Origin of the sequence: Algoriphagus faecimaris (assembly GCF_900101705.1) — a bacterium.
Taxonomy (GTDB): domain Bacteria; phylum Bacteroidota; class Bacteroidia; order Cytophagales; family Cyclobacteriaceae; genus Algoriphagus; species Algoriphagus faecimaris.
On the sequence record NZ_FNAC01000007.1, the window covers coordinates 47,284 to 72,270 of the forward strand.

Genomic DNA, 24,987 nt, shown 5'->3' on the forward strand with positions numbered 1-24,987 from the left:
AGATGGAGATGATTATTCTTTCTATTTGCCTTTTTGTAGAAACTTAACTATCCACAGTAGCTTTTACCTCTATCTTTCTGTTACTTTTTGCGGCCAAAAAGTAACCAAAAACCCTTCAGCCTCAGCCTTTACTTCAAATCGCTTAAAGTTGGTTCTTAAACTTAAAATGCACTTGCGATTTGATTTTTTGTTGCATTTACAAACCTAAAAATGGCTGGATTTCCGAGGCAAGCTCGGAACTAAGCCATTTTCTTAACGGTTTTCCAATGCTCCAAAAAAACGTAAATGCTGTAAGGCTGGTCCTAAAAACCAGGTTGGTGTTTAGATCAAAAAGCCTGAAGTGCCTGTCCCGATTATCGGGAGCTTTAACCTTAAATACCTGTGCACCTTAGGCGTAGCCCCGTATGAAGCAGTGAAGTGTGAACTGCGAAATGCGGGGTATTTAGTTTTACGGCGGACCGGTGACAGGCATTTCCTCGGTAAGTTCGATGTCCATGCCAGCAAGAACTTGTTCGCCGTGGCGAATGGAAACGATGATTCTTTTGGTCTCTAGGTAAAACCGTGAGCGAGAAACTCACGGTGACAAAAATTTTCTAAGGCTTTCACTTCTTAGAAGACCAAAACTTGGTACTAGTTCTCCATGTAGAATAAAAATTCTCTTTACCCCAAATGCAGCTGCCACTGATTGGTGTTTAAAAACCCTTCTTAATTCATGAGAATCCTGAACTTTTCATACATTTGCTTTTTCTTAAGGACTTGATAAGCAATTAAAAGAGTTTAATTTTAGCACACCCCGCTAAAAAACACCTCCCGTAAAAATAATTACATCCTGTGACCGGTATGTTCCTAAAGGTTTTCATTTCTGAGAACTCGATCAGAAAAAATAGCATGGAATGTGTGAAGAGATAAATATGGAGTATTTAGGAGATACAAAACCTATCAATCATAGCCAACCCCTGGTTTCTGTATGTGTACCCACATTCCAACATCGGCCATACATCAGTCAATGCCTAGAGAGCATCTTGATCCAAAAAACAGATTTTCCTTTTGAAATCTTAATTGGAGAGGATTTTAGCACAGACGGAACGCGGGAAATTTGTATGTCATATGCTGAAAAATATCCTGAAAAAATCCGCTTATTTCTTCGGGATGGGAAAAACAAATTTATCCGAAATGGAAAGAAAACAGGCAGGTACAACCACTTAGGCCTGTACAAAGAGGCCCGGGGTAAATATGTTTGTATTATAGACGGTGACGATTATTGGTTAAATCCCGAGAAGCTATCGCATGAGGTAGAATTGATGGAAAAATTTCCTGAAGCCTCCATCTGTATCACGCAAACTCAGATTGAAGGAGTCTCTACACCCACTAAGGTTACTGAAGACATCAAGCTCTACACCCCAAAAGAATTAAAATATGAGTTTTACAAAGGGCATATTTCAGGTTGGATGATGAGAAATCACATGGATGAATTTCTTGCTAATCCCATTTCGATCAAAGCGCCTGTATTGGATAATCCCCTATTTAATTTTTATAAAGAGAAAGGTAAAGTTATTCTCAGCCCTGAATTGACTTCATTCTACAGGAAAAATCCTAATGGCACTTATAGCTCCAATTCAAGGAAACGGAATCAAATGGATAGGTTTTATTTGAACTGGCACCTGTATCAGCATGTGCACAAGGATACATTGCTCTATCTGAGAACGCTCCTTTTTATGGCAAAGAGGTATTTTGCCAACTTCGTCTTTAACAAAACCACTGCTTGATCTATGGCAGTACTTGAATCAGACAAATTGTTGCTACTGGGGCAAAGCGAAGGAGAGATACCGGTAATCATGGATTTGGCCTATTCGGTTTTTGGGATGTCTCAATTTGAAATTATCCAAAACTTGGCTCTTCCTGATTTTCCTTTTCGAAGTGACCTTTATAAAAGGTCCATTTTTTTAGATAAAGAGTTCGACTTTAAGAAAAATCAAAAGCAGCCGGTGCATTTCGGAGTGCTCCATTCTAATGTAAAATACATCCTCTTTGACCATTTTTTGACGAAATATGGCATAACAAAAGATCGGTATATCACTTTAGTCGATCCAAAAAGTAGTATTTCACCAAGCAGTAGCTTAGGCAAAGGAAATTTAATTCAACCTCAATCTACCATCAGTGCTATGTGTGAACTTGGATTTGGGGTCACTATTAAAAATAATTCTGCGATCAGCCATCATGCCCAATTGGGAGATTTTGTGAACATTAATCCGGGGGTGACACTCTCGGGTTTTGTCGAAATAGGAGAAGGAACCGAGATTGGTTCGGGGGCTGTAATTTCAAATAATATTCGTATCGGAAAAAGATCTTTTATAGGGGCCGGTAGTGTGGTAACTAGGGATATCCCTGATGATGTCATTGCCTATGGCAACCCATGTAAAGTGATCAGAAAAAACGAACGCTGGGATAAGGTAAGCGCTTATCTCAAAACAAAAAATTCAAGTACGCTTGAAACCAATAGGAGTATGAATACGGTGGGGAAAGTCGAGTAACAGACCTGACTTTAAATCCAAAAAACAAATTGAGGGGTGAAATAAAAGGTTGTCTAAGTACTAAATTCTGAATTAAAAAGGAAAAGCATATGAATATACTATTGACAAGTGCGGGTCGCAGAACCTACCTGGTAGACTTTTTCAAGGAGGCATTGGTGAAATATAATGGAAAAGTCCATGCTATCAATAGTCATGAAAATGCTCCGGCCCTCTATCATGCCGATTTCTATTCCATTGCTCCTCCTATTTCTAGTGAGCAATACATCTCATTTCTTCTGGAGTATTGTAAAGCTAAAGCTATCAAAATAATTGTCCCCTTACTTGATTTAGATTTGCCAGTATTGGCAAAAGCAAAGCCTCTGTTTCAGACTGAGGGGATCTACGTATTAGCGCCTTCGGAAGATATTGCCCTGCTAGCAAACGATAAATATTTGACCTACTTATTCCTGAAAGACAAAGGCTTTGATACCGTTCAGAATTTCTTGTCTCTTGAAAGTTTTGAGGAAGCACATAAATTGGGAAAAGCCAATTTTCCGGTGATTATAAAACCTAGATGGGGAATGGGTTCATTATTTACCTATGAAGCTGAAAATAGTGAAGAGCTTCACTTTTTTTACAAAAAGGCCAAAAGACAAGTGATTAATTCTCACCTAAGCCATGAAAGCCAGCAAGATCCAGGTCAGGAAATCCTTATTATGGAGAAAATTGATGGTGAGGAATACATGCTTGATATTATAAATGATCTGGAAGGCAACCACAAACGAACGGTCGTCAATAAAAAGCTGACCAGAAAGTTGGGCGAGACTGAAGCAGTGGTCACTGTGGCGGATTCAAAACTTGAAAAATTAGGGCAGGAAATAGCTTCTTTTTTGAGACACCCCCTGGTTTGCGATGTAGATGTAATAGTCAACGCTAAGGGAAGTTATATACTTGAGTTTAACCCTCGCTTCAGTGGTGGCTATCCTTTTTCACATCTAGCCGGCATCAACTTACCCCTAGCATTGATTCAATGGGTCAATGGGGAAGAGGTCAATGAGAGTACAACTTTGATCCCTGAGATAGGGACTCATTCCATGAAAGCTATATCCATGGTGAAAGTTAGAGCTATGAATTTGACTACTTATAATTAATAGTATTCAATCCCTTTCTTTGCACTTGGGGTTAGTTGCGATTGGCTTCGAAGCCTAATCAACAATACAGTGGATAATTTCGATATACAATCCGAATTTAACCAAAAAAAATACCCCTAAACACCGGGGCTTGTTTAGGGGTAGAAGATGAGAATAAGTCTGAATGATTGTCCTCTTATCCTAGTCTAATTCCTTCATTTAGCCATTCGAATACGCATTGTATTTTCGTTTTAGATTGATTTTTACGGCTAGATACATCAATCCTGTCAGTAGAATAATTGCCAATCCTTCTATTGAATCCGGGGTAGTTCCTGTTCGGATAAAAACCAGGTAATTAAAAATCCCTTGCAGTGTAGCAAAAAGGATGGCTATAAGAATGTGGGAAATTCTACCCTCATTGGCCATCAGCTGATAAAGATGTTTTCGGTGTGGTTCGGTTAGCTTTTCCCGATTGAAAAGCCGTGTCCCCAGCGTGAGAAACACATCAGCCCCGAAGATCAAAAGAATCAAGACCACGGTCCATCCTCCTCCATTGAGGAACCATTGAGTCATAAAATAGATCATCAAATAGGCAATGGAAATACTTCCGATATCCCCGGCAAACATCAAAGCCCTTTTTCTCAGATTAAAAATCAAAAAGGCAAGAATGGCAAGGATCTGATAGTTGATTAAGTTTTCTTCAAAAATCTCAAGTGCTTGATTGAGTGCTAATAAAGACCCAAAGAAAACTATGGCATAAAGGCCGGTGATCCCATTGATCCCATCCATAAAATTGATGGCATTGATAATTCCCAGGGCTACAAAATAGAAAATGGGAAGAAAATACCAGTCTAATTGTCCAAACAATCCCAAATCATAAAATGCTAAGGATAGGGCAATAAATTGGACAAGGAAGCGGACCTTTCTGGACAGAGTATACATGTCGTCCAAAAAACTAACCGTTGCAATCAGCGCCAATCCAATAATCATCCAAGCATGCTGAAAATCATACAAAAAGAACCAAAGCAAGGCAGCTATGGGAAAGATAATCCCCCCTCCCCTGACCGTCACCTGAGTATGGGAAGAGCGATGATTGGGTTTGTCAGTGATATTGAATTTTTTGGCTAGGGTGAAATAGATAAAGCTGACTATCCCTAAAACAATAAAAACAAGAGTATGGTCAAACATCATGTGGTTTCCTGATTTTTCAGAATGACAGAAGTATTCACCCATTGCCAGATATGGAAACTACTGTCAATATCCCCTTCAAAAAAGCGTTGAAGTTCTTTTCTTAATTCTTTTTTCTCGAACCAAGGCATGTTTTCCAATTCCTTTACTTCTTCGCTAACCCAATCTTTAAGGTCGGAAGACAGCCATTCTCTTTGAGGGGTCTGTAGTGGACGTTTAGGAGCTAAGCGTATACTTTTATTCAGAAATTCTCCAGCTATTTCTCTGAACAACCATTTCTGTTTCCCATCTTGAACCTTAAGATTTTCATCTAAACAGAACGCGGATTCAACTATTCTATAATCTAAGAAGGGCTCCCTAAGTTCGGTACTATGCCTCATAGAAACCCTGTCCGAAAACCGTAAAGCCCTTGCCAGTTTAGTTGAAAATAAGTCTCTGTATTGTAAGTTTAACAATCTTTCTCCAAAAGGCTCCTCCAATTCAGTCTTTTGATAAATTGCTGCAAACTCGGAGTTGAGGACATTCAATCTATAAGGACTTTTTTTCACTCCTTGGATATTAGTAGATACTGCATTGAAATAATAATCGTATCCAGCCCATACTTCATCCGCCCCCTGACCGTCAAGTAATACTTTTATTCCTTTTGATCTAGCTGCTTGAAATACTTTTGAATAAGCTAAAGTAGGGATACCTCCAAAAGGCTCTTGCTGTTTAAAGGATTCCTGATAAGTCAATTCGGGAATCTCATCGGCTGTTATCAGTACAGGATTCAAAGGAAAGGAATAATCCTCGACGAGTTGTTTAACATAAGGTAATTCATCATACCTATCATCCCCTGTGTAAAAAGTGAATGCTTCTATAGAGGAATTATCAGGAAATTGATTTTGAATCAGAGACAATAGCATACTGGAATCAAGACCTCCACTTAGATTGAAACCAACAGGAACATCGGCCCGAAATCTAAGACTGGTGGAATCCAATAGTAGTTCTTTAAAATACGACTTTAAATCTTTGGGTAAATTAGCCTTTGCCTCAGTAGTCCTTTGAATAAAATCATACCACTTTTCTACTTTGAATTCTTTCCTAGAATAAGTAAGCATTTCACCTGGACCAAGCCTATAAATCCCCTTCCAAAAAGTTTGCTTACCTTTTTGATACTCTCCATTCACAAAATACCCCGCCCAAATAGACTCATTGGGAGTACGACTAATTCCAATTTTAAAAAAAGGTGAGATTTCTGAAGAAAATACTAAGGAATCTTTAAAAAAAGAATAATAAAAAGGCTTCACGCCAAATCTATCCCTTGCGGCAAAAAGCACTTCATCTTTGCTATCCCAAATTGCAAAAGAGAACATCCCATTTAACTGGTTCAAACACTCTTTACCCCACTTGATGAATGCAGCTAATAAAACTTCAGTATCAGATTGAGTAGAAAAAGGGTAATCCTTTAGACTGGACTTGAGTTCAATATAATTATAGATTTCCCCGTTAAAAACTAATGTATATCTTCCATCAGGTGATTGAAACGGTTGATTAGACTCTGGTTTCAAATCTAGAATCGCCAGTCGATTATGACCCAGGGCTATTTTTGCTGGTTCATAATAGGTATTTGTAAAATCGGGCCCCCGATGCTTGGTGAGCATACACATTTGAAGGATATCGGTTTTGTTTGCAAATTTCCCGACTATACCATTAATTCCACACATTAATTAAAGCGATTATAATTTTAAAATCAGGTTTTCGGCCTTAACCCAATCTTCTATAGTATCTATATTGACGTAATATTTTGGATCGTTTTCAAAATAGGACATACGTTTACCGTACAGACTACCTCCCATCAAAACTTCTTTTTTTACCAAGTAAATACTTCCATCCCTGAAGTAAGCCGGGGGAAGATTTTGTCTTCTAGTAATCAACTCATTTTCTCCCGTTGCAATTTTCAAATTACCCTCGTTATCAGCCTCAAAAGTCCAATGCGGATTGAAATGATCAGGAACTCTGAGCACAGTCACCAATGAATCAGCTTTGGACTCGATAAATTTTGAAATTGCCTCATCAATTAATCCTTCTTTTCGAAAAGGAGATGTCACTTGTAAAAGACAAATTGCATCAAAAATATCTTCTTTTTCCATGAAAGAAAGGGCATGCTGAATCACAGGAACAGTTGGAGTGTGGTCAAGTGCCAATTCAGATGGGCGCAAAAAAGGAACTTCCAAACCCAAATCCTTACCCACTTGAGCTATTTGTTCATCATCAGTTGACAAAATAGTTTTAGTAATTAGTTTGGAACGAAAGGCGGCTTCAGCAGAGTATGCTAAGAGCGGTTTACCTGCTAGATTTTTTATGTTTTTGCCAGGTAAACCTTTGGAACCACCTCTCGCGGGTATCACTGCGAGAATTCTCATTGAACTGTTAAAGTGTTATTGTTTTATGATAGACTAGAGGCAATTCAGCCAATAAATTTGCTATTTGGAAGCCTGCATCCCCTCCACCATAAACATCGGATGAAATTGGTCTAGGACTCTCAGAGATTGATCGCAAGGCTGCGAGAATTTCTGATTTGGAGTAGTTTACATCAATTACATTATTTCCTCTTGCTCTCCTATTCTGACGGGTTCCAATGTTTACCACGGGCACCCCCAAAAATGCACATTCTCTTATTCCAACACTGCTGTTTCCAATTAGACCTTTGCTATGATAGAGTAATTTTAAAAAATCAAGCGGATCCATATTCTTAAAAAAGTGAAATTGATTTAAATCGTTTTTCTCTCTAAAGGATCGAATCCCTGTGCTAGTACCATCTGCTCCGGCATCCACATTAGGCCAAAACCAAAGCACAGGTTGGTTCATTTCATGCATTGCTTTCAAAGATTCCTCAATATGATGGCGTGACTGAGAAACTTCAGTAGTGACGGGATGTTGCATGACCACCCAGTACCCTTGTTTAATATTTGGATCACCTCCCACTCCACCATATTTGGTGATAGGATCAAAATCTAAAGATGGATAATTAACTATTTTCTTTGCCAGGTCTATGCTTGGACATCCTGTATTAAAGACGTAGTCTGGATTTTCTCCCAATGCTAACACCCGTTTCTTGGCATCTTCAGAGGCGACAAAATGATAGTCAGCTAATTTAGTTATGGAGTGACGAACCTTTTCATCTATATTTCCAGTCACTTCACCTCCCTGAATATGAGCTAAGGGTATATTCATATAGGATGCTGCTACTGCAGTAGCCATGGTTTCAAACCTGTCGGCAATTGTAACCACAACATCCGGGTTTAGATTGTCAAAAACCGTAGATAACTCAAGGATACCAATCCCTGTAGTTTTGGCTGCGGCAGTTAAATTTTCTCCTTCCAAGACATTAAATACTTTCGCTGCAATTTGGAATCCGTCTCGCTCTATGGTTTGAACGGCTGAACCATATCTATCCAATAAAGCCGAAGCGGCTACCACTAACTGAAGCTCAAGATCTGGGTGATTTTTAATCGCAGAAAGTGCTGTTTTTATTCTAGAATAAGAGGGTCTTGCCGTAACGACTACACAAATTTTTCTTTTCATTAATTGAGGTCTTCAAAATTTAAAAATTCCCACTTCTCCATTTTTCGCTTTGTTTTCCTTCCTAATATGCTTGAAAACTGATTCGCAGGAATTCCCTTATCACCTGGTTTCTTTGACTCAAGATCATCCATAGTAATTGAGTGACCTATTTCCAGTTTCTTATTTACAGCCAAGCTTTTTCCAAAGATTCGCTTTAACTCTTTAAATTTAGTATCGTCGTTTTTATCGACTGGATGGGATAAAGATTTTTTGATTTGTTTAATTCCTTTACACAATCTACTTGTATCATCTATAGAAATACTAGCAATTGAGTCCGGTCCAAATTGTCTTTTGTCAAAGACCACATGAAACTCGAATAATTCAGCTCCCAAGCTTGCTGCTGCAAGGCAAGCAAAAATATCTCCACTATGATCTGAAAAACCAACGGGCATATTAAATTTTTCTTTCAATTTACCGATCATATTTAATCCCCATTGCTCAGGGTCCGTGGGATATGCAGTGGTACACTGAAGGATACTTAAGTCAACATTTTGCTCATTAAGCCAAGAAATAGCCTCTTCGAGTTCATACATTGTACTCATCCCTGAACTCATGATGACAGGCTTTCCTGTCTTTGCAATACGCTCGAGCATCAATTTATTAGCTATTTCACCCGAGCCAATTTTATAGGCATCCACCCCAATTTCATTTAACAAATCTACTGCTGCCACACTGAAAGGTGATGAAATAAATTGCATTCCTTTCTCATGACAGTGGTCTTTTAAACCTTTCCATTGATCAGGAGTGAACTCCATTCGCTTCCAATAGTCAAATCGAGTCTCATCTTGCTTCGAAAATTTTATCCGAAAAGGTTCAAAAGATGAACTTTCAGCTTCTGCTATATGGGTTTGGAATTTAACAGCATCAACGCCTGTTGTTGCAAGTGCATCTATAAATGCATGCGCATTGCCCAAGCTACCGTCATGAGCTTGGGCTATTTCTGCAATTATCATTATCGAATCAAAATAAATACCCCTGATTTTTCTACTACTTCTCCTGAATTACTGGTGAATTTGCCTCTATAGACGTAATTACCATTTGTAGCTTCTACTCCTTTAAACTGACCATCCCATCCCTGATCTTCCAGTGAGTTGGATTCATAAATCAATTCCCCCCAAGTGGTGAAGATATAAAACTCCATACTGGCTATTCCTCTGAATACAGGCTTGAAGAAGCTGTTTTTACCATCCGCTCGGAATGGAGTGAAAGCATTGGGAACTTTTACCCAATAATCATCTGAAACCTGAATTACTTGCTCATAAACAGATACACAACCAAATTCATCGATGACCTGAAGTTGAATAGTGTAAGTGCCTGCTTCCTCATAGAAATGGTTAGGATTTACCTCGCCACTAGTAGTACCATCGCCAAAATCCCAAGTCCATAAGATCACCTTTCCTAAGGATAAATCTTCAAACTGGATTTCTTCAAAAATCTGAATAGTATCATTGCTGATTAGGTTTCCATCACCTAGATCAACCTCATAGTCAAAATTAGCCACCAAAAGCTCATCAGCGATGATTACTCGAATTCGCTGAGGAGCATTCCAGCAGCCGGAGCCTTTGATGCTGCTGCTGACACGATAATCTCCCGATAAATCCACTTCATCTATATCCGAAAGCTGCATGGCTGTCCCTGCCGGAGACAAAATATCATACTCATATACATCAGGATTAAAGCCTTCTATGTATCGAGTGAGGTCCACAGTTCCATCCGGATCACAAACTACCGAAGGATTGGAAACCCGCAGGTCAGGAATTCTATTCACAAAGACTTGTACTGGTTTTGGCTCTATTCCACAGATTCCAGTCCCTATAGCATTGACATAATAAGTATATGGAGACCCACTTTCTTCTAGACCTTCTATACTCAAAGCTCCATTTGAAGCAATGTTATAAGTAATTCCAGCATTGGTTCCACTTGAAATAGGCTGAGTACCATTCGCATCAAAATACCAAGTAAAGATCTCATCGGGAATATTCTGAGGTACACTTGGAGTGAGTGTTGCCGTCTCCCCTAAACAGATACGCTGATCCTCAGCAGTAATAGCCGTAGGTACTTCGGTTACTTCAATCTCTTGAGGAATAGCTATCTCACAACCAGCATCGTCCACTACCCTGATCTGATAATTTCCTACACCAATATTTAGGATTTCAGCAGAGCCTGCCTGATTGACAACAATTGAATTTTCAGCAGCTCCATCTTTGGAGAAATATACCGTGTAACTTGGGTAGCCTCCATTAATATCAAACCGAATGATTCCGTTTTCCAAACCACAAGTTGGGCTATCCAATTCCAGATTTGTCGCCTCTAGGGCAGCATCAGGACCACGTACCTCAATATCTTCCAACAAAATACTGCAACCTGCAGAACTCAATATTTCTACGGTGTAGGTTCCTGTACTCACATTAAATACTGGATCATTTACAAATGCCCCACCATTTAAACTATAGGTATAAGAACCTGATCCGCCTGTGGCGTTAACCGTAATTTGTCCCCCATCTCCAAAACATACTTCATCCACAACGGTAGCTGTACCAGAAGGAATCCCAAATACCTCTACTACACCCTCTCCAACAAAACCTTCACAGACCGAAGGTCCGCTAACTGTCACAAAATAGGTTAAAGTGGCCCCATTGGTATCAAATCCTGAAATATTCAGTACCCCAGTTCCTGAATCAAACTGATAGATCAATCCATCCGAAGCCGGCGTCGCACTACTGTTGATTGGCTGCGTCAATGCTTGATCAAAATACCATTCGAACGTAGTGTTTGAAGCTAGCGGGTCTAAGATTGGACTTAAGGTAGCCACATCATTAGCACAAACCTCCACTTCATCAACAAGGATTTGTGTAGGCCCATCGACTAATTCGAGTGTATTTGTACTTATACTACAACCTTCAGCGTCGGTAATCACAAGATAATATTCCCCTATGGTAAAGCCGTCAAGCTCAACATTCCCATCACTTGAGGTGTGGCTTTCTATGCTTGTCCCATTTCTGAATACTTCTATTTCATAAGGGGCCCAGCCTCCGGTGATTGTCGTAAATAACTTTCCATTTGCCGATCCACAGCCAGGATCTATTCCTGTCAATGGAGAGGCTTCGAGAGGGGCAGTTGGACCCTCAATGGTGAAATCAATTACCTGAGAACAACTAGCTGGCGTAAATACCTCTAGCTGATAATCTCCTGCCGGAAGAGTTAGAGATTCAATAGCAGCCTGATCCACCGGACTAGCGCCATCAAGGCTATAAGTGTAATCAGCGTTGGTTCCCCCTGTAAAACTGATTGTTCCATTACTATCCCCAAAGCAGGTGATTGGAGAAACTTCCAAAGTAACCGCTGGCGTATCGTAAATGCTCACTTCCACCTCTAATTCCTGTCCTGTACAGACCACGTAGAAATAATAGGTATAATCTCCTGCCGGAAGTCCTGTAATCAACAATTCAGGATTTAACCAATCAGAGTCATCTATGCTATACTCGATAGAAGCATTATCCGGATCGGGACCATCAGCTATTAAGCTCACCTGACCGGGCTCCTTGTACCATCTCACTTCGGTAGCCGCGGCAGGAGGCAAAGAAGGATCTGGAGCCAAATGAATGGGTCTAATCCGCACATCATTTCCCACACAATCATTGATTGGGGGTACGATTTGATACACTGGATCAGAGGATTCTTCAATTTCAAAATCAAAAATAGCTGGACATCCTTCGGCATCCGTAAGCAATAGAAAGTAAGTATCAGGAGCTAAATCAGTAATGCCTGTCTCTGTCCCTGGAACAATTGGGCCTGTTTCAGAACCTCTTCTCCATTCCACGGTATAATTTCCCCATCCACCGCTGATCACTAAATCCTGAATACTTCCATTGTCCAAATCACAAGATGCTCTGACAATCGTTGGATTATTGATTTCAATAGCTTGATCTGGTCCTTCTACAGTCACCGTTTCGGTGTAAACACATCCTATATCATTTTGGACTTCAAAAGTGTAATCACCAGCAGCTAGGTTATTATAAATCAAATCGCCCGTAAAAGGGCCTCCATTCATACTGACTTCAAAATTCCCGTTTCCACCACTTGGGTTAACGGTAATCGATCCATCCGTATCCCCAAAACAAGTGATATTGTCAATAGCAAAGCTAGCGGTAAGGGCTGGATATATCATGACCTCTGCTGTTTCTACCAGCGTACAAATACCCGGTCCCGAAATTTCCAAATAGTAATTTCTAGTTCCTTCAGGCAAGCCTTCAATAGTTAATTCCCCATTGGATGCGTCTATCTGATAGCTGATGCCTTCAGCATCTGTCCCATTGGTAACAGTCTGAGTCAAGGCTGCGTCCTTATACCATTTCAAAACAGGAGTAACTGGAAGCGAACTGGTAAACTCAGGGAGAATGACTGCCTCCAAACCTAGACATACTTCGCTTTCCATGGGCTCTAAAGCAACGGTCAAGCCATCATCATTCACCAAACTGACCATGTTTGAAACCGACAAAGAGCAATTATTACCGTCAATCACCTCTACCGAATAGGTACCTGGCTCTAAGTTTCTGATTTCATATTGATTTCCATTCAGACTATTAGAGAAATCTGTAATAGGCAGATTGTTAATTTGAATCGTGTAATCGGGAGTTCCTCCAATCAATTCAAAGGAAAATGATCCGTTAAATTCCCCACAGGTAGGGTTGGTGGAATTTACGTTTAAGATTTGAAGCTCATCGGGCTGGGTGATCTCTATTACTTCTTCAGAAAAACAAGGGGCTCCATCTTCCTGAATCCTAATTGTATAAACTCCTGCTCCAAGGTTAGAGAAGTCTCCTGAAGTATTGCCTTCACCTGTCTCAACAATCGTAAAAGTAAAGCTACCGCTTGGATCCAAACTCTCGAGACTAATCGTCCCATCATTACCCCCAAAACAGGATACATTTTCAGCGCTAAATATCGCCTCAGGAATTTTCAGGACTTCTACCTGAGCAGGTATCAAGTCATCAGGACAAACACCATCACCGGTAACTTCAAGGTAAAATGTGTAAGGACTATTGGAGTTGATCAAACCGGAAATGGTCAATTCTCCAGAAGTGATGGAGTAAGAGATATTCCCTTCTTGATCCCCATCGTTAATTGGTAGGTATTGACCGGGATTTGCTTGATCTTCCTTAAACCATTGATAGCTAGGAATTGCTCCAATCGTATTACTTACCACGACAGGTGTTAATAGTGCATCAGTTCCTTCACAAATAGATACATCTACCACATCAAATTCCGGAGTTGGAAGATCTTCCACTAGGATGGTAAGAGAGCTTGGACATCCGTTATCATCACTCGCCTCAATTTGGTAAGTACCCGGTCCCAAATTAGAGATTGTAAACGTATTCGAAGTGGGCTGTGTGAGATCTGTACCAAAAGAGGAAATATCAGCTCCATTTACGGTAATTGAATAGGTACCTGAAGCATCAGGGCTTCCTCCAGAAATCTCGAAACTTATCTCTCCATTATTCTCCTCGCAACTTGCATCTATAGCATTCAACTCAACTAACTCAAGAAGTGGGGGGGCTGTCAAAACCAAATCAGAGATAATGGCCTCACAGTTACCTGCATTACGTACCGTCAATTCGTAAGTACCTGGAGCTAAGTTGGTAAATAAGCCATTATTGGACTGGAAGCCATTACTGGTATAGCTGTTATTTCCAACAAGGCTGTAGCTAAAGTCTGAAAGGTTCCCGGAACTAACCTGTGCTTGAATGGATCCATTATTTGCTCCAAAGCAGGAAATCATATTTAAAACGGGTGTATCCAATGCCGGAATAGGATTCACTATGATTTCTGCAGGAATATAACCTTGATCGCAGACTCTGCTTCCATTTACCTGTAGATAATAGGTGTAGGGGGAGTTGGATGATGCTAGACCTGCAACTTGTAATTCATCTCCACTAAGCGTAAATGTTCCTTGCCCATCCGAGGCTCCATTGTTGATTTGGATATAATTTCCTGACCCGTCCTGATAGAACCAAGTATAACTTGGAGTAGAGCTACTTTGCTCTATCACCTGAGGGCTTAGCGTGGCTGTTTCTCCTTCGCAAATCTCGTCATCAGTCGAGTCAAATTGTGTAATGGGGTCTCCGGAAATAGTCATGGAGATTTGGGCTGTACATCCTTCAGTATCTGATACCAGAATGGTATAAGTTCCAGCTGCTAAACCTGGTATAGAATATAAATTTCCTGTAGGCGTCAAGCCATTCTGCACTGTCCCATTTAGCGAAACTGTATAGCCCGCATTACCCCCATCAATAGTAAAGTCCAGTTGACCGTTGGGATCCCCACAAAAAGCATTGAGGGTGTTGCCTTGAACCAAAGTGAGGGGTTGATCAGGGCCTAGGATTTCAAATTCGATGATTTCGCTATTACAAGCAGGGTTAGTAGAAGTCGCAAAAACCTCATAATTTCCTTTGGTCAAGCCGGTGAAATTTCCGGAAGTATTGGTGTCTACAATATTGCCACTTGGGTCCGTAAGATAATAAGTGATGTCACTTGCGTTAGCTTCATTAGCTTGAATACTCCCTGTATTTTCAAGACAAAAATCATCTGAGGTTTTTGAAGCAGTGAAGTCTAGTGGTGGATAGACTGTTACTCTGGCTACTGATAAAACATCTCCAATGTAAGGACAGAAATTACCACCAGGATTATCTTCTTTGGCTTCTACATAAAAAACATAATCTTTAAAACTATTCCCGTTGGAAACTAAACCCGATATTACAATTTCCCTTTCATTAATTATTTGAAAGCTGATCGTTTCCCCATCTATGACACGGGTACTTCCATTTGTTATAGCACCTCCAGCTCGGTCTGCCGACAAATACCAAAAAAATTCGGCTCCTGCATCAGAGCCAAAAGCAGGGTCTATGATCGGATTAAAATTAACCTCTTGCCCTTCGCATATTACTTGGTCATTAAGCTCAATATCAACCGGAGTTCCTTGTTCCTGATCAACTGTAACATCAATACGAGTCTCACATCTTCCATTATCGGAAGGGTTCCAAACTACAAGAGTGTAAGTACCAATATTTAAACCCTGCAATTCAAAAGAAGCTTCATCACCGGTCAGGGGACCTACACTCGCTCCAGTTTTTCCTATAGAAATCCCATTGAATAACCATTCATAATCAAAACCAGCGACTAAATCGCCTACAATTAGATCCGCTAATAAACCATCTGACTGACCATCGCAGGTAGGGTTTGTAATGGTTGGATCTTGGTTTTTTATTGGATCAGGGTTAGAAACTACCGTAATGGTGTTTGCTTCGGAAAGTAAACCATAATTATCAAGAACCTGGTAATAAATCTCTGCTGTTCCCACAAAACCTGGTTCCGGTATGAACCTAACACTTGCAGCGAATCGCTCTTCATCAAAATTACCTGTTGTCAATTCCTCCAATTCAACAGTAAAGGTTCCTTTACCAGGGAGGGTTATAGAATTATTATTTGGATCACACTTTTCGATACAAACGTTGGATAACCCACAGTTTGTCAGTGATGGATCACCTCCAGTAGGCGGAGAATTATCTGGTGGACCAGGATTATTTTCAAATAATTGAACGCATCTAAGGAACGAGTTATCGCTTGTCAAGTTTACATCAAATTCAAAGAGATTTTCATCCCCTTCACAAACCTCAGCACGTAAATCATCTATTTCGGGGATAGGGATGGACGCATAATCTGAAACTTGTGCTGTTACATTGCGAATTCTATGAAAATTTGTATTTGGAGTTCCTGTGGAAGCCGCAAACCCAATCTTTAAATTCTTAGGCGCAGGAAAATTATAAGGAACATCTGTAAATATATTTTCTAACCTAAGCGTCCCACCATTATTGACCAACATGTCGACAGTAACAAGATAGTTACCTCCACCGATGGGGAAAAGATCGATAAAAACCTTTCTATATCCATCTTGAGTACACAGTTCCGCCAAATTGTCAGCACCGATCTTAAACCTTCTTGCTAAATAATCAACAGGGTCCAATGAATTAAAGAGGTAATATCCAGGGTCAATCGGATCTGTGTAGACTAGCGGTTGTTCCTCATTTAAAAAGCTTCGGCTAAAAGTTCTCTTTCCATCAATGAATTGGTAATTCACGCTCTCTGGACCTCGAATAGCTATTGAATTATAATATTGTCTTTCATCTGGTACGGGACCAAACCCCTCTCCTGAAGGATCCTTAAATCCACCAAACCTACCCTCATATTCATTGCCCCAATTTCTGAAAGCATCAAACCCTATACCTATATACCCTCCCTTCAATCCTGGCTGATCTGGTATTGCAGTCATATTTACATTTCTCCTCCAAGGAGCATATCCCAAAGATCCTCCTAATCCTCCAATCTGAAAATCAGAAGGACCAATATCGCCATCAAACATGAAAAAACTGATTCCATCAGCAAAGGCAGGTGGGTTAATCCCTCCGTAAGCAAAATATTCAAAACTGACTTTGATTCCATAGGCAGAGGAGAAAGGTAAGTCTATAAAAACATACCCTCTTTCATCTGTGGTATTATCTGTCAATTGTAAGTAGCCGCCCCCTTCTGGATCTCCGGCTCCAGCTGTCAAAAAAGCAGGATTCGGAATACCATCAAAAACGGTATTTGCTCTTGTTGTTGAGTTTGTGAATGGTTCACAATAGGGAAAACCATCCCTAGGAATAATTACTGTCTGCGCTACAACTTGGTTCTGAAAAAAGGTCAGTAAGAACAGCCATGCTCCGAAAAAGAGCAGGAAAAGGGGATAATTTGGTGTTTGGGTAGAAATTTTCACCATACTTTCAGTCTTGACTACAAATAGGTCGCCTTACAAGCGAAAATTGTAATCATTTCTTAGCACTAATATCGTACCTATTTGTCAGCATCGATAAAAAAACACTAAAAATCAAAGGAATTAAAGAAAAATATTTCCTTTGATAGGCCTTTGATTGGAGATAAAAACCGGTTTAAGCCTCTTGGGAAAGTTGAAGGATTCTTTTGGCTTGCCTATCAGGAAGGCAATATCGATTGAAATAAGAATTCCCGCCCTGAGCTACTTTTTTTCTGTACTCAGGGTTCTTAAGTGCAAAATCAATTACGGGTGCAAACTCCGATGCATCTTGAATAAAATGCATCTCTTCACCATGCTTGGGGATAATGGGCACATCGATTTTAAAGTCAAAAGAGATGACGAAGCAACTGTAATTCAGGTATTCTGCCAATCTCCAGCTTACCGCATCTAATACCGCGGGGTTATTAAAACCTATAATGGATTTTCTTGACTTTTCAGAAAAAGCCACTGCCGGGAATTTATCTGTCAACACCGATTCAGGCATGCCACAGGGATCCCCATCCTGACGACGGACCATCCCTCCCTCAAATTGGATTAGTGGATTATTTTGGCAGGCCTCAATATAAGATTTTCGGATCTGATTGGCCCAAGATTCTTTCTTCCAAATACTTCCTGAAAAAAACATGTAATTCCCCTCCTTAAATTCAAAAGGATAATTGAAAAATTCAGGTCGTCTGTATAGAATATAAAACTGTCTTGCAAACTCCTTCAAGCCAAGTTGATGGGCTCCTTTCCATCCAAAAAGCTGTACGTAATCCCAGCAATTATTGATAGAATAATGAGGAAATATCCCCTGGACCTTTTTCCAATTGTAATCTTCTCTTTCTTTCAACTTATTGGTGGCAAAATAAAGATCACATAGCTCGTAGGCCTTTTTATCTACCCCGACAGGATCATCATTTTCTATAACTATAATTTTTTCTTTGTATTCAAAAACCAAATACGGTTTACCATTTAAATGGGCAAACTCAGGCTGAGGGGAAAATCGCAGTTGAGCAACTTGACTTAATCCCAAATGAAAATAGCTGCAATAGTAGTTTGGGATATTTAAAAAGGTAATTTTTTCCATAGGAAAGTAGTATTGAGGTGAGGTTTAGTCTATTGGCAAATATTGAAAGCCAGAAAAATGAAATCTGATTATACGCTATTCTGCCAGTAGACGAATATTACCTTGAGTTTGAGATGGAAGACCGAAGAAGTCCAAGGATTGGCATTTACTAATTCATTTGAACTTTTAAAAAGGCTTCTGGCACAGTTCCGTATATCCAAAAAAAGAAAATCACTTAATTCCAGATAAAAGTAGTTCGAGTTAATTTTTGTTTATAGCGAAGAGAGAATGCGTGAGACATAGGCTACAGGTTCAAGAAACTGACTGCACCATTTTTTGTTGTTATGCTGGATTTCTTTGTAAAATTCATTTTTTCTCAGCTGATGAATCAGATCAGGTATGAGAGAGAAGTTATCCCTTGTACCCGTGGATAAATAATGCATTCCTTCTTGAAAACCTTCCAGGTGGATAGTGATGGGTGTGCTGATTATAGCCTTTCCAAATAGCGCGTACTCTCCTATTTTCCATCCTGGTGTATCCTTAAGGCCATCATCAGCTACCCCAATATCACAGTTTGCCAGAGTTTTCAGGTATCCTTTTTTCTTGGTATCTCTCACATCTAACAAGACATCATTAGCCGTTTTTCTGGCAAATTCATCCGGGTATAAACCAACGATAGATTCTGGGAAAGTTTTCTTGATGATTCGACAAGCATTCGCTCTAAAATGATTTTGCTTTCGTCTTCTCTCTTTCTCCTCAGGGTCATCATTTCGATCAGGATCCCATAGTCTGGTCATGAATATCACCTTTCCGGAGGAATCCCTTTCACTACTAAATTTTCTAATATTAATACTTCCGTGAAATTCATTAGTAAACCAACCCCAAGCGTCTGAGGCTCTAATAAATTCAATAAAGGAGCCTTTTTTGAAGAAGATGGATGAGTCCATTTGTGACATCAAACGAAACGGCTTGTCAGCGAAATTCACATGAAAATTTAAGGGAAATATATTGTCGTAAGATTCTAAATCCAGAGGGTTCAGAGATCTTTTAAAATAGGCGTCATAATCATCGGGAGAAGCAATCAATTTCCTGTCATCTGAGTAATCGAAAAACACTATCTTTTGCTCCACATATAAAATGGCTCCATTCACATGAATTTCTTCATTCAAGGTAATACGGAGTTTCAGTTTTTTTGCTTCTGCATAAATCGAAAAGCTATACAGAAACTGATTGTGATGTGTGGTCCAAGCTGGGATTTGGATTTTCATTTTTTTTAAAGTCTAGTGGCTTTCTGATTTAATTACCTGGCTTAATGTTTTTGCCACATAGTGAATTAGCCCCCTCTTTTGATAATATTCCTCCCAGATCTCCCTACATGTAGCTTGGATTTTCAATAGTTCTTCTTCGGACTTTGATTTAAAATAAGTTACGAGTTCCTCTACAATATCTTCTTTTTTCTCAAAGGGAATAATTGGAATCAATGTATTGAGCTGGTTAAATTCCTGAAAAGCGATTCTTTCATCGGTATCTACAAGGATTGGTATTCTTCCCATAGCCAAAGTCTGATAAAAACGGACTGAGTAATTGCCCATCCCTCTCAAGCAAACCGTAAATAGATTCCTATTGATGTTTTGGTAAAACTCTTTTTCTACTTTCTCTTTTTCTTCCGGACTAACAGCCCCTCCCTTGTATTGATTTCGTAAAATAAAATCAGTTTGGATTCGTGAATCCTTTTCAAAGTAATTCAATAGCCTTTTGCGTTGAAAGGCTGGTAAAAAAATAGGTCCCGGATTGGATAGTGTAAGTCCAAGTTTGTTTCTTACTGCGGTCCCGGCAAAAGTGAAAAAGTCTTTTAAAGCTTTTAATGGATGACTTGTAGCTTGCCCACAAAACCCAACATTTGGGATGTCCTGAATAGGTGTAGCTTCCCATGTTGGGCCAATCCATTTTAGGTAGGGATCTTCAGCTAAGGTGGCAGGAAGAGCAATTTGATTGGGTTTAGTTTTATAAGCTCCTGGAGTTAGGATATAAGCGTTCTCCACTTCTACATCCACTATAAAATCTGAATTTGAAAATAAAGCAAATGGTTTGCTGTGCTTTTTGGCAAGGTTGGCACTTTGTTTAATTAAGCTTCTCCCCTCTTTATCCAGTAATTCTGTAATAAAGACTGGAATAATAACCCAATCTGAATCTTCAATGGTAAGAGATAAGCTGAACTCTCCAAGAGCAAGGGAGGCGATTTCTATCTCTTTACTTTTAGTATGAGTGAAAATCTCAAAAACTCTTTTATTTTGATAAGAATATGGAGGGACAAAAATTTTAAGCACTGACAGAAAGAAAATGGAAACTGGAAGAGGATTTTTAGGGTAGCGCTATGCCTGAACCATAGGATGAGCGGCAAGAAGGCATTGAGTGATTAATAAATCAACCCTTTAAGCACCTTCAAACTGAATATTGAACCATAAAGACAAAAAGAAAAACTGCTTGATCATGGGCAAAAAGGACTTATCTCCACCTTCGAACCTGTTCATCATTTTCCTAATGTCAATTTTATCAAAAGGATCCATCTGAAAAAGTTTACAGCGAGGTATTTCTTCATAGCTTTCTCTAAAGTCTTCTCGACTCAGAAGGTACCTATCCCAAGGAATAGAGAAACCTATCTTGGGATGATTTCTAAGGTAATCCGGAAGTTTTTGTCCGATACTTTCAAAAAGCAATTTTTTTCCTTTGCCGCTAGTATCAAACCAATCGTCTCCCAAACTTGCTATACCTATCACTAAATTGGGATCTAAAAAAGGATCTCTACATTCAATTGAAGCTCCCATGGTAGTTCGATCATTCCTATCATTTAGGGTGTAAAGATGGGTATGCTGCTCGAAGTAAAGTAATTGTCTTAAGGGGTTATTAGGATATATTTCTTTAGATTCTTGGAGGATTTTCTCCTTGTAGCTTACTCTAAAATCTGATTCAGAAAATCCAAATTGACTAAAATCAGCAAGAAAATGTTCATTGCTGTTTGTCATTATTTGTAGGTTTTCATTCCCTTGGGACAGGTATCGCTTCATTTTTTTCCAGCGATCAGCTTTCACAAATGAATTGGGTAAAAAAGGTAAAACTTGTAAAAGCTGATACCTCAGACGCTTATCATGAACCTTATACCTCACATAGCCTCCCATAATTTCATCAGCACCTTCTCCACTAAGCAATACAGATACTTCTTCTTTGGCCTTACGGGATAAGCCTAATAAATGACCGTCTTGTAAGTGCATTAAAGGCTCATCATTATTGATGATAGCCTGCCTGATCAGACTCATCAATTCATTCCCCTTAAATTCAAATGTATTGAATAATACATCTCTGCTCTCGGCAAAACGTTTGGCCAAGCTCGATTCATCAAATTGATAATTAGAGATAGAGACATTCCAAGCACTTAAGTCTTTATATCCTTGGCTAGACTGACTGTATAAAACAGAACTTGAATCCAAGCCTCCACTAAGCATAGTGCCTACCCGGACATCTGCAATCATTCGGTAAGCAACAGATTGATCAAAAGTAGTCTGAAACCAATTTAGAGGATCATTGATAGGGGCGTGATTTAATGCTTCATTTTTTAAATTAAACCATCGTACTACCTTCTTTGAATTAGTTGCCGTAGAAATACTAAAATAGTGACCTGGTAGGATTCTTTTGACAGACTGGAAAACAGTAGATTCTCCTGAAACGTATCGATAGAACAAAAGCTCCGAAAGTACTTCAGCATTAATATTTTTATTAGCCCCTGCTTGAAAAATAACTTTTGGTTCACTACCAAAGATAAATTCTTGATCATTCTCCAGATAAAATAAAGGCTTTACCCCAAATCTATCTCTAGCAAGGAAGACTTCTTTCTTGCTGAGATCATAAAAAGCAAAAGCAAAAAAACCATTTAATCGAGAGAGGACCTTCATCCCATATTCCATCAAAAGGAATAAAAGAACTTCTGTATCAGAAGAGGAAGAAAAGGAATAACCCTTTGCCTTTAGTTCTGGATAAAATTCTTTGAAATTAAATATTTCCCCATTGAAGATAAGGATGTAATTACCATCTGAACTATAAAATGGTTGATTCCCAGACAAGCTCAAATCTAAAATGGATAGTCTTCTGTGGACCAATCCGACATTATCCTTAATAAAAAATCCTGATGCATCTGGTCCTCTATGGGCAATAGATTGGCCCATGCTTTTCAAGGATTCCTCCAAAATAGGTTGATGATTATACTTTATAATACCGGCTATTCCGCACACAATAAATACTGTTAAAATTTAAAAAGGAAGGTGAGAAATAAAATCTCTTAATTTCCCTGACTGCTGTCTAAAATCATGATTTTCAAGAAGTAAGATATCGATATCAGAAAAATACTTCTTTGATTCTTTTAAAATCAAATTTGTCAAATCCTCAGTTATTGGTTCTTTTATCCAAATCTCAAGTTTACCTTTCTCGAATTGATGAGCCTGAAAATCAATCTTTCTTTGACTATTAAAATAAATATTTTTGAAAATATAATACAAGGTTAAACTCGGATAACTTTGATGTTTACCTAATATTTTTTTTCCTATTCTACCTGTTACCTCCACTATTATTGGGCCTTGCATTCCACAGGAGCAGCGAAAAGAATCAGGGGCTAACTGTATTTGATCGCCTAATTTATATCGAATAGAAGGAAAAGAAAACGATTGGAGATTGGTAACCACAATACCCAAATCATCAGGATCTTGCTCCACATATACTCCCTCCATATTGATGTGCATATTCCCATCAGGACATTCAAAAGCAATAATCCCTGATTCTGTCGAACCATATTCATTGACGATTTTATGTCCATATACTTTCTTTGCGATTTCTTGGTAATGAGGGAACACTTTCTCAGATGTACCTTTTACCAATTTCAGTTGATTAAAATTAACTTCCTTCCCTTCCATTAAAAGGGCTAATTCATAAATCATAGAGCTATAGCCCTCGATAATTTTAACCTTACCTAGCTTGGATTCTAGTCTTTTAAGTTTTTTGGACTCATAATCAAACAGTCTAAACCGATTTACCGTGAAATCCATCATACTCAACTTAAGTCTTTTAAAAAAATCACTGTTATATCCCCAAAAATAAAGTTTTCTATCCCAAGGATTTGCACCAAACCAAGAATAGCCTCTCCAAATAGCAGCCCGATTAAAAGAGTCCCATGATTCGTCTCTGAAAAAGGTCAGAATTTCTCCTGAAGTACCTGAGGTCTCTACAAAAAAACGCTTTTTAAAGAGTTCTTTTGGAGTATGGATTTCCTCATTTTGACGAATCAAGTCAGACTTTTGCGTAAATGGGATTTTTTTAAACTCCTCAATAGACCAATTTTCATCGGGGTCAAAACCTACATTTTTAAACCTCTCTTTATAAAATAAGCTATGCTTGAAAGCAAATTTACAGATCTCTTTTAACCTATTTTCATTGAGTAATTTAAGTTCTTCAAAGCTTAAATTTTCTGTTCTTTTTAAATCTTCATAATGATTAAAAATTGATGGATTTCTTCTCTTAGCCCCCCGGAAGAATAACCATTTATGAAATCTACTCATGGTCTTAAGCAGAGGTTTTGGTAATAAAAAGGGATTTGTACTTCTCCCAAATCTTTTGCATGTTTTTGTTTAGGTCCACATTATCCTCAATAAATTTCCTATTGGAAAGTATACTATCTTGAAAATTGACGGCGTTATTCAAATAATTGGAAATGGACAACGCGAGGCTTTTAGGATCATTGACAGGTACAAGAAAGCCATTTTCAGCATCTTTAATAAATGCTCTTGTGCCTGGTAAATCAGTGACTATGGGAAAACAGCCTGAAGCCATTGCTTCGAACAAAGAAGCCGACACTCCTTCTGTGGAAGGTACCGAGATATACATACTAGCCCTCTGAAGTAAGCCTGGTAAATCTTCATTTGGTATTCTACCCGTAAATTGAACCATTTCTTCAAGGTCCAAACTCTTAACCCTTGCTTCAAGTTCAGTCATCAATTCCCCATCACCAACGATAATCACTTTAATTTTTATTCCTTGGTCTCTTAAAATTACAAGAGCGTCCAAAACATCAGCATGATTATATACTGAAGTGAGAGATCTAGTGACAATAGCCAAATCTCTCTGTTTTTCTTCAAAGCCTATAAATTGGTACAAGTCGAGGTCTATGCCTTTAGGCAAGATAAGAATGCGATTAGGGTCTGCTTGAGCATCTAACATTGCAGGGACCATTACCTCACCCCAAGCATGGATCAAGTCTGCATTTTGATACGCTTTGCTCTGAAAAATTGGTTTTACTTTGAGGGAAAAATTAGTGAGCGGCCATATATCAGTGATTCCCTGCTGAGCGACGACACGTTTTTTTGCATTTACAAAAAGAGAAAAGAAACCATAGCTTGTAGATCTTTCAGCAAGAACTATGTCATAGGATTTTTTAAGATTCGTCTTGAAAATTTGAAATAAAAACACCAAAAACATGAATATCCTGCCTAAACGAGTTTTGGTAGACTTGACTTCAAGAGTATCTATTTTCAGACCCGAAACATTTTCGATACCCTTAATCCAAGTTTGGGCATCAGCACGATACGTCTCTCCCAAGAA

Annotated in this window: 15 protein-coding genes; 3 read left to right on the forward strand and 12 right to left on the reverse strand. The window is 39.0% G+C overall.

The annotated features are described in order from the left end of the window. The first annotated feature begins 893 nt into the window (after positions 1–893). The 3 genes from BLQ57_RS05200 to BLQ57_RS05210 all read left to right on the forward strand — a co-directional run bounded on the left by BLQ57_RS05200 (position 894) and on the right by BLQ57_RS05210 (position 3,661). Positions 894–1,766, forward strand: a complete 873-nt coding sequence (locus BLQ57_RS05200; protein ID WP_087938301.1) for a glycosyltransferase family 2 protein — start codon at positions 894–896, stop codon at positions 1,764–1,766. 3 nt (positions 1,767–1,769) lie between these two features. Beyond that, the gene (locus tag BLQ57_RS05205) at positions 1,770–2,531 is read left to right on the forward strand and encodes an acetyltransferase (RefSeq protein ID WP_087938300.1); all 762 of its coding nucleotides are present in this window, start codon (positions 1,770–1,772) and stop codon (positions 2,529–2,531) included. A gap of 89 nt (positions 2,532–2,620) precedes the next feature. Beyond that, positions 2,621–3,661 carry an ATP-grasp domain-containing protein gene (locus BLQ57_RS05210; RefSeq protein ID WP_087938299.1) on the forward strand — a complete coding sequence of 347 codons (1,041 nt, stop codon included), beginning with the start codon at positions 2,621–2,623 and terminating at the stop codon, positions 3,659–3,661. A gap of 198 nt (positions 3,662–3,859) precedes the next feature. Here the strand turns inward: BLQ57_RS05210 and BLQ57_RS05215 are convergent, their stop codons facing one another. From BLQ57_RS05215 to BLQ57_RS05270, 12 genes are all read right to left on the reverse strand, one after another. Continuing rightward, positions 3,860–4,831, reverse strand: a complete 972-nt coding sequence (locus BLQ57_RS05215) for an MraY family glycosyltransferase (protein ID WP_169712713.1) — start codon at positions 4,829–4,831, stop codon at positions 3,860–3,862. Next, positions 4,828–6,534 (reverse strand): asparagine synthase (glutamine-hydrolyzing), encoded by a 1,707-nt coding sequence (gene asnB / locus BLQ57_RS05220; RefSeq protein ID WP_087938297.1) that lies wholly within the window; start codon positions 6,532–6,534, stop codon positions 4,828–4,830. Before asnB (BLQ57_RS05220) ends, BLQ57_RS05215 begins: the two co-directional genes overlap by 4 nt. A gap of 12 nt (positions 6,535–6,546) precedes the next feature. Then, positions 6,547–7,233 (reverse strand): acylneuraminate cytidylyltransferase family protein, encoded by a 687-nt coding sequence (locus tag BLQ57_RS05225; RefSeq protein ID WP_087938296.1) that lies wholly within the window; start codon positions 7,231–7,233, stop codon positions 6,547–6,549. 7 nt (positions 7,234–7,240) lie between these two features. Then, positions 7,241–8,395 carry a UDP-N-acetylglucosamine 2-epimerase gene (gene neuC, locus BLQ57_RS05230; protein ID WP_087938295.1) on the reverse strand — a complete coding sequence of 385 codons (1,155 nt, stop codon included), beginning with the start codon at positions 8,393–8,395 and terminating at the stop codon, positions 7,241–7,243. Then, positions 8,395–9,387 (reverse strand): N-acetylneuraminate synthase family protein, encoded by a 993-nt coding sequence (locus BLQ57_RS05235; protein WP_087938294.1) that lies wholly within the window; start codon positions 9,385–9,387, stop codon positions 8,395–8,397. The genes neuC and BLQ57_RS05235 overlap by 1 nt, the downstream gene beginning before the upstream one ends. Next, a complete protein-coding gene (locus BLQ57_RS21605) occupies positions 9,387–17,246 on the reverse strand; it encodes a PKD domain-containing protein (protein WP_087938293.1) in 7,860 nt (2,619 codons plus the stop codon). The genes BLQ57_RS05235 and BLQ57_RS21605 overlap by 1 nt, the downstream gene beginning before the upstream one ends. A gap of 169 nt (positions 17,247–17,415) precedes the next feature. Beyond that, positions 17,416–18,369, reverse strand: coding sequence for a glycosyltransferase (locus BLQ57_RS05245; RefSeq protein WP_087938292.1), 954 nt, complete (start codon positions 18,367–18,369; stop codon positions 17,416–17,418). 251 nt (positions 18,370–18,620) lie between these two features. After that, positions 18,621–19,616: a hypothetical protein gene (locus BLQ57_RS05250; protein WP_087938291.1), complete on the reverse strand. Its 996-nt coding sequence runs from the start codon at positions 19,614–19,616 to the stop codon at positions 18,621–18,623. Between the two features lie 12 nt (positions 19,617–19,628). Next, positions 19,629–20,675, reverse strand: coding sequence for a hypothetical protein (locus BLQ57_RS05255; RefSeq protein ID WP_087938290.1), 1,047 nt, complete (start codon positions 20,673–20,675; stop codon positions 19,629–19,631). Between the two features lie 105 nt (positions 20,676–20,780). Next, complete coding sequence (gene asnB, locus BLQ57_RS05260; protein ID WP_169712712.1) at positions 20,781–22,631, reverse strand: asparagine synthase (glutamine-hydrolyzing); 1,851 nt, start codon at positions 22,629–22,631, stop codon at positions 20,781–20,783. A gap of 18 nt (positions 22,632–22,649) precedes the next feature. Next, complete coding sequence (locus BLQ57_RS05265; protein WP_087938288.1) at positions 22,650–23,948, reverse strand: phenylacetate--CoA ligase family protein; 1,299 nt, start codon at positions 23,946–23,948, stop codon at positions 22,650–22,652. Between the two features lie 4 nt (positions 23,949–23,952). Continuing rightward, on the reverse strand, positions 23,953–24,984 hold the full coding sequence (locus BLQ57_RS05270; protein ID WP_169712711.1) for a glycosyltransferase: 1,032 nt from the start codon (positions 24,982–24,984) through the stop codon (positions 23,953–23,955). Between the last annotated feature and the right edge of the window lie 3 nt (positions 24,985–24,987).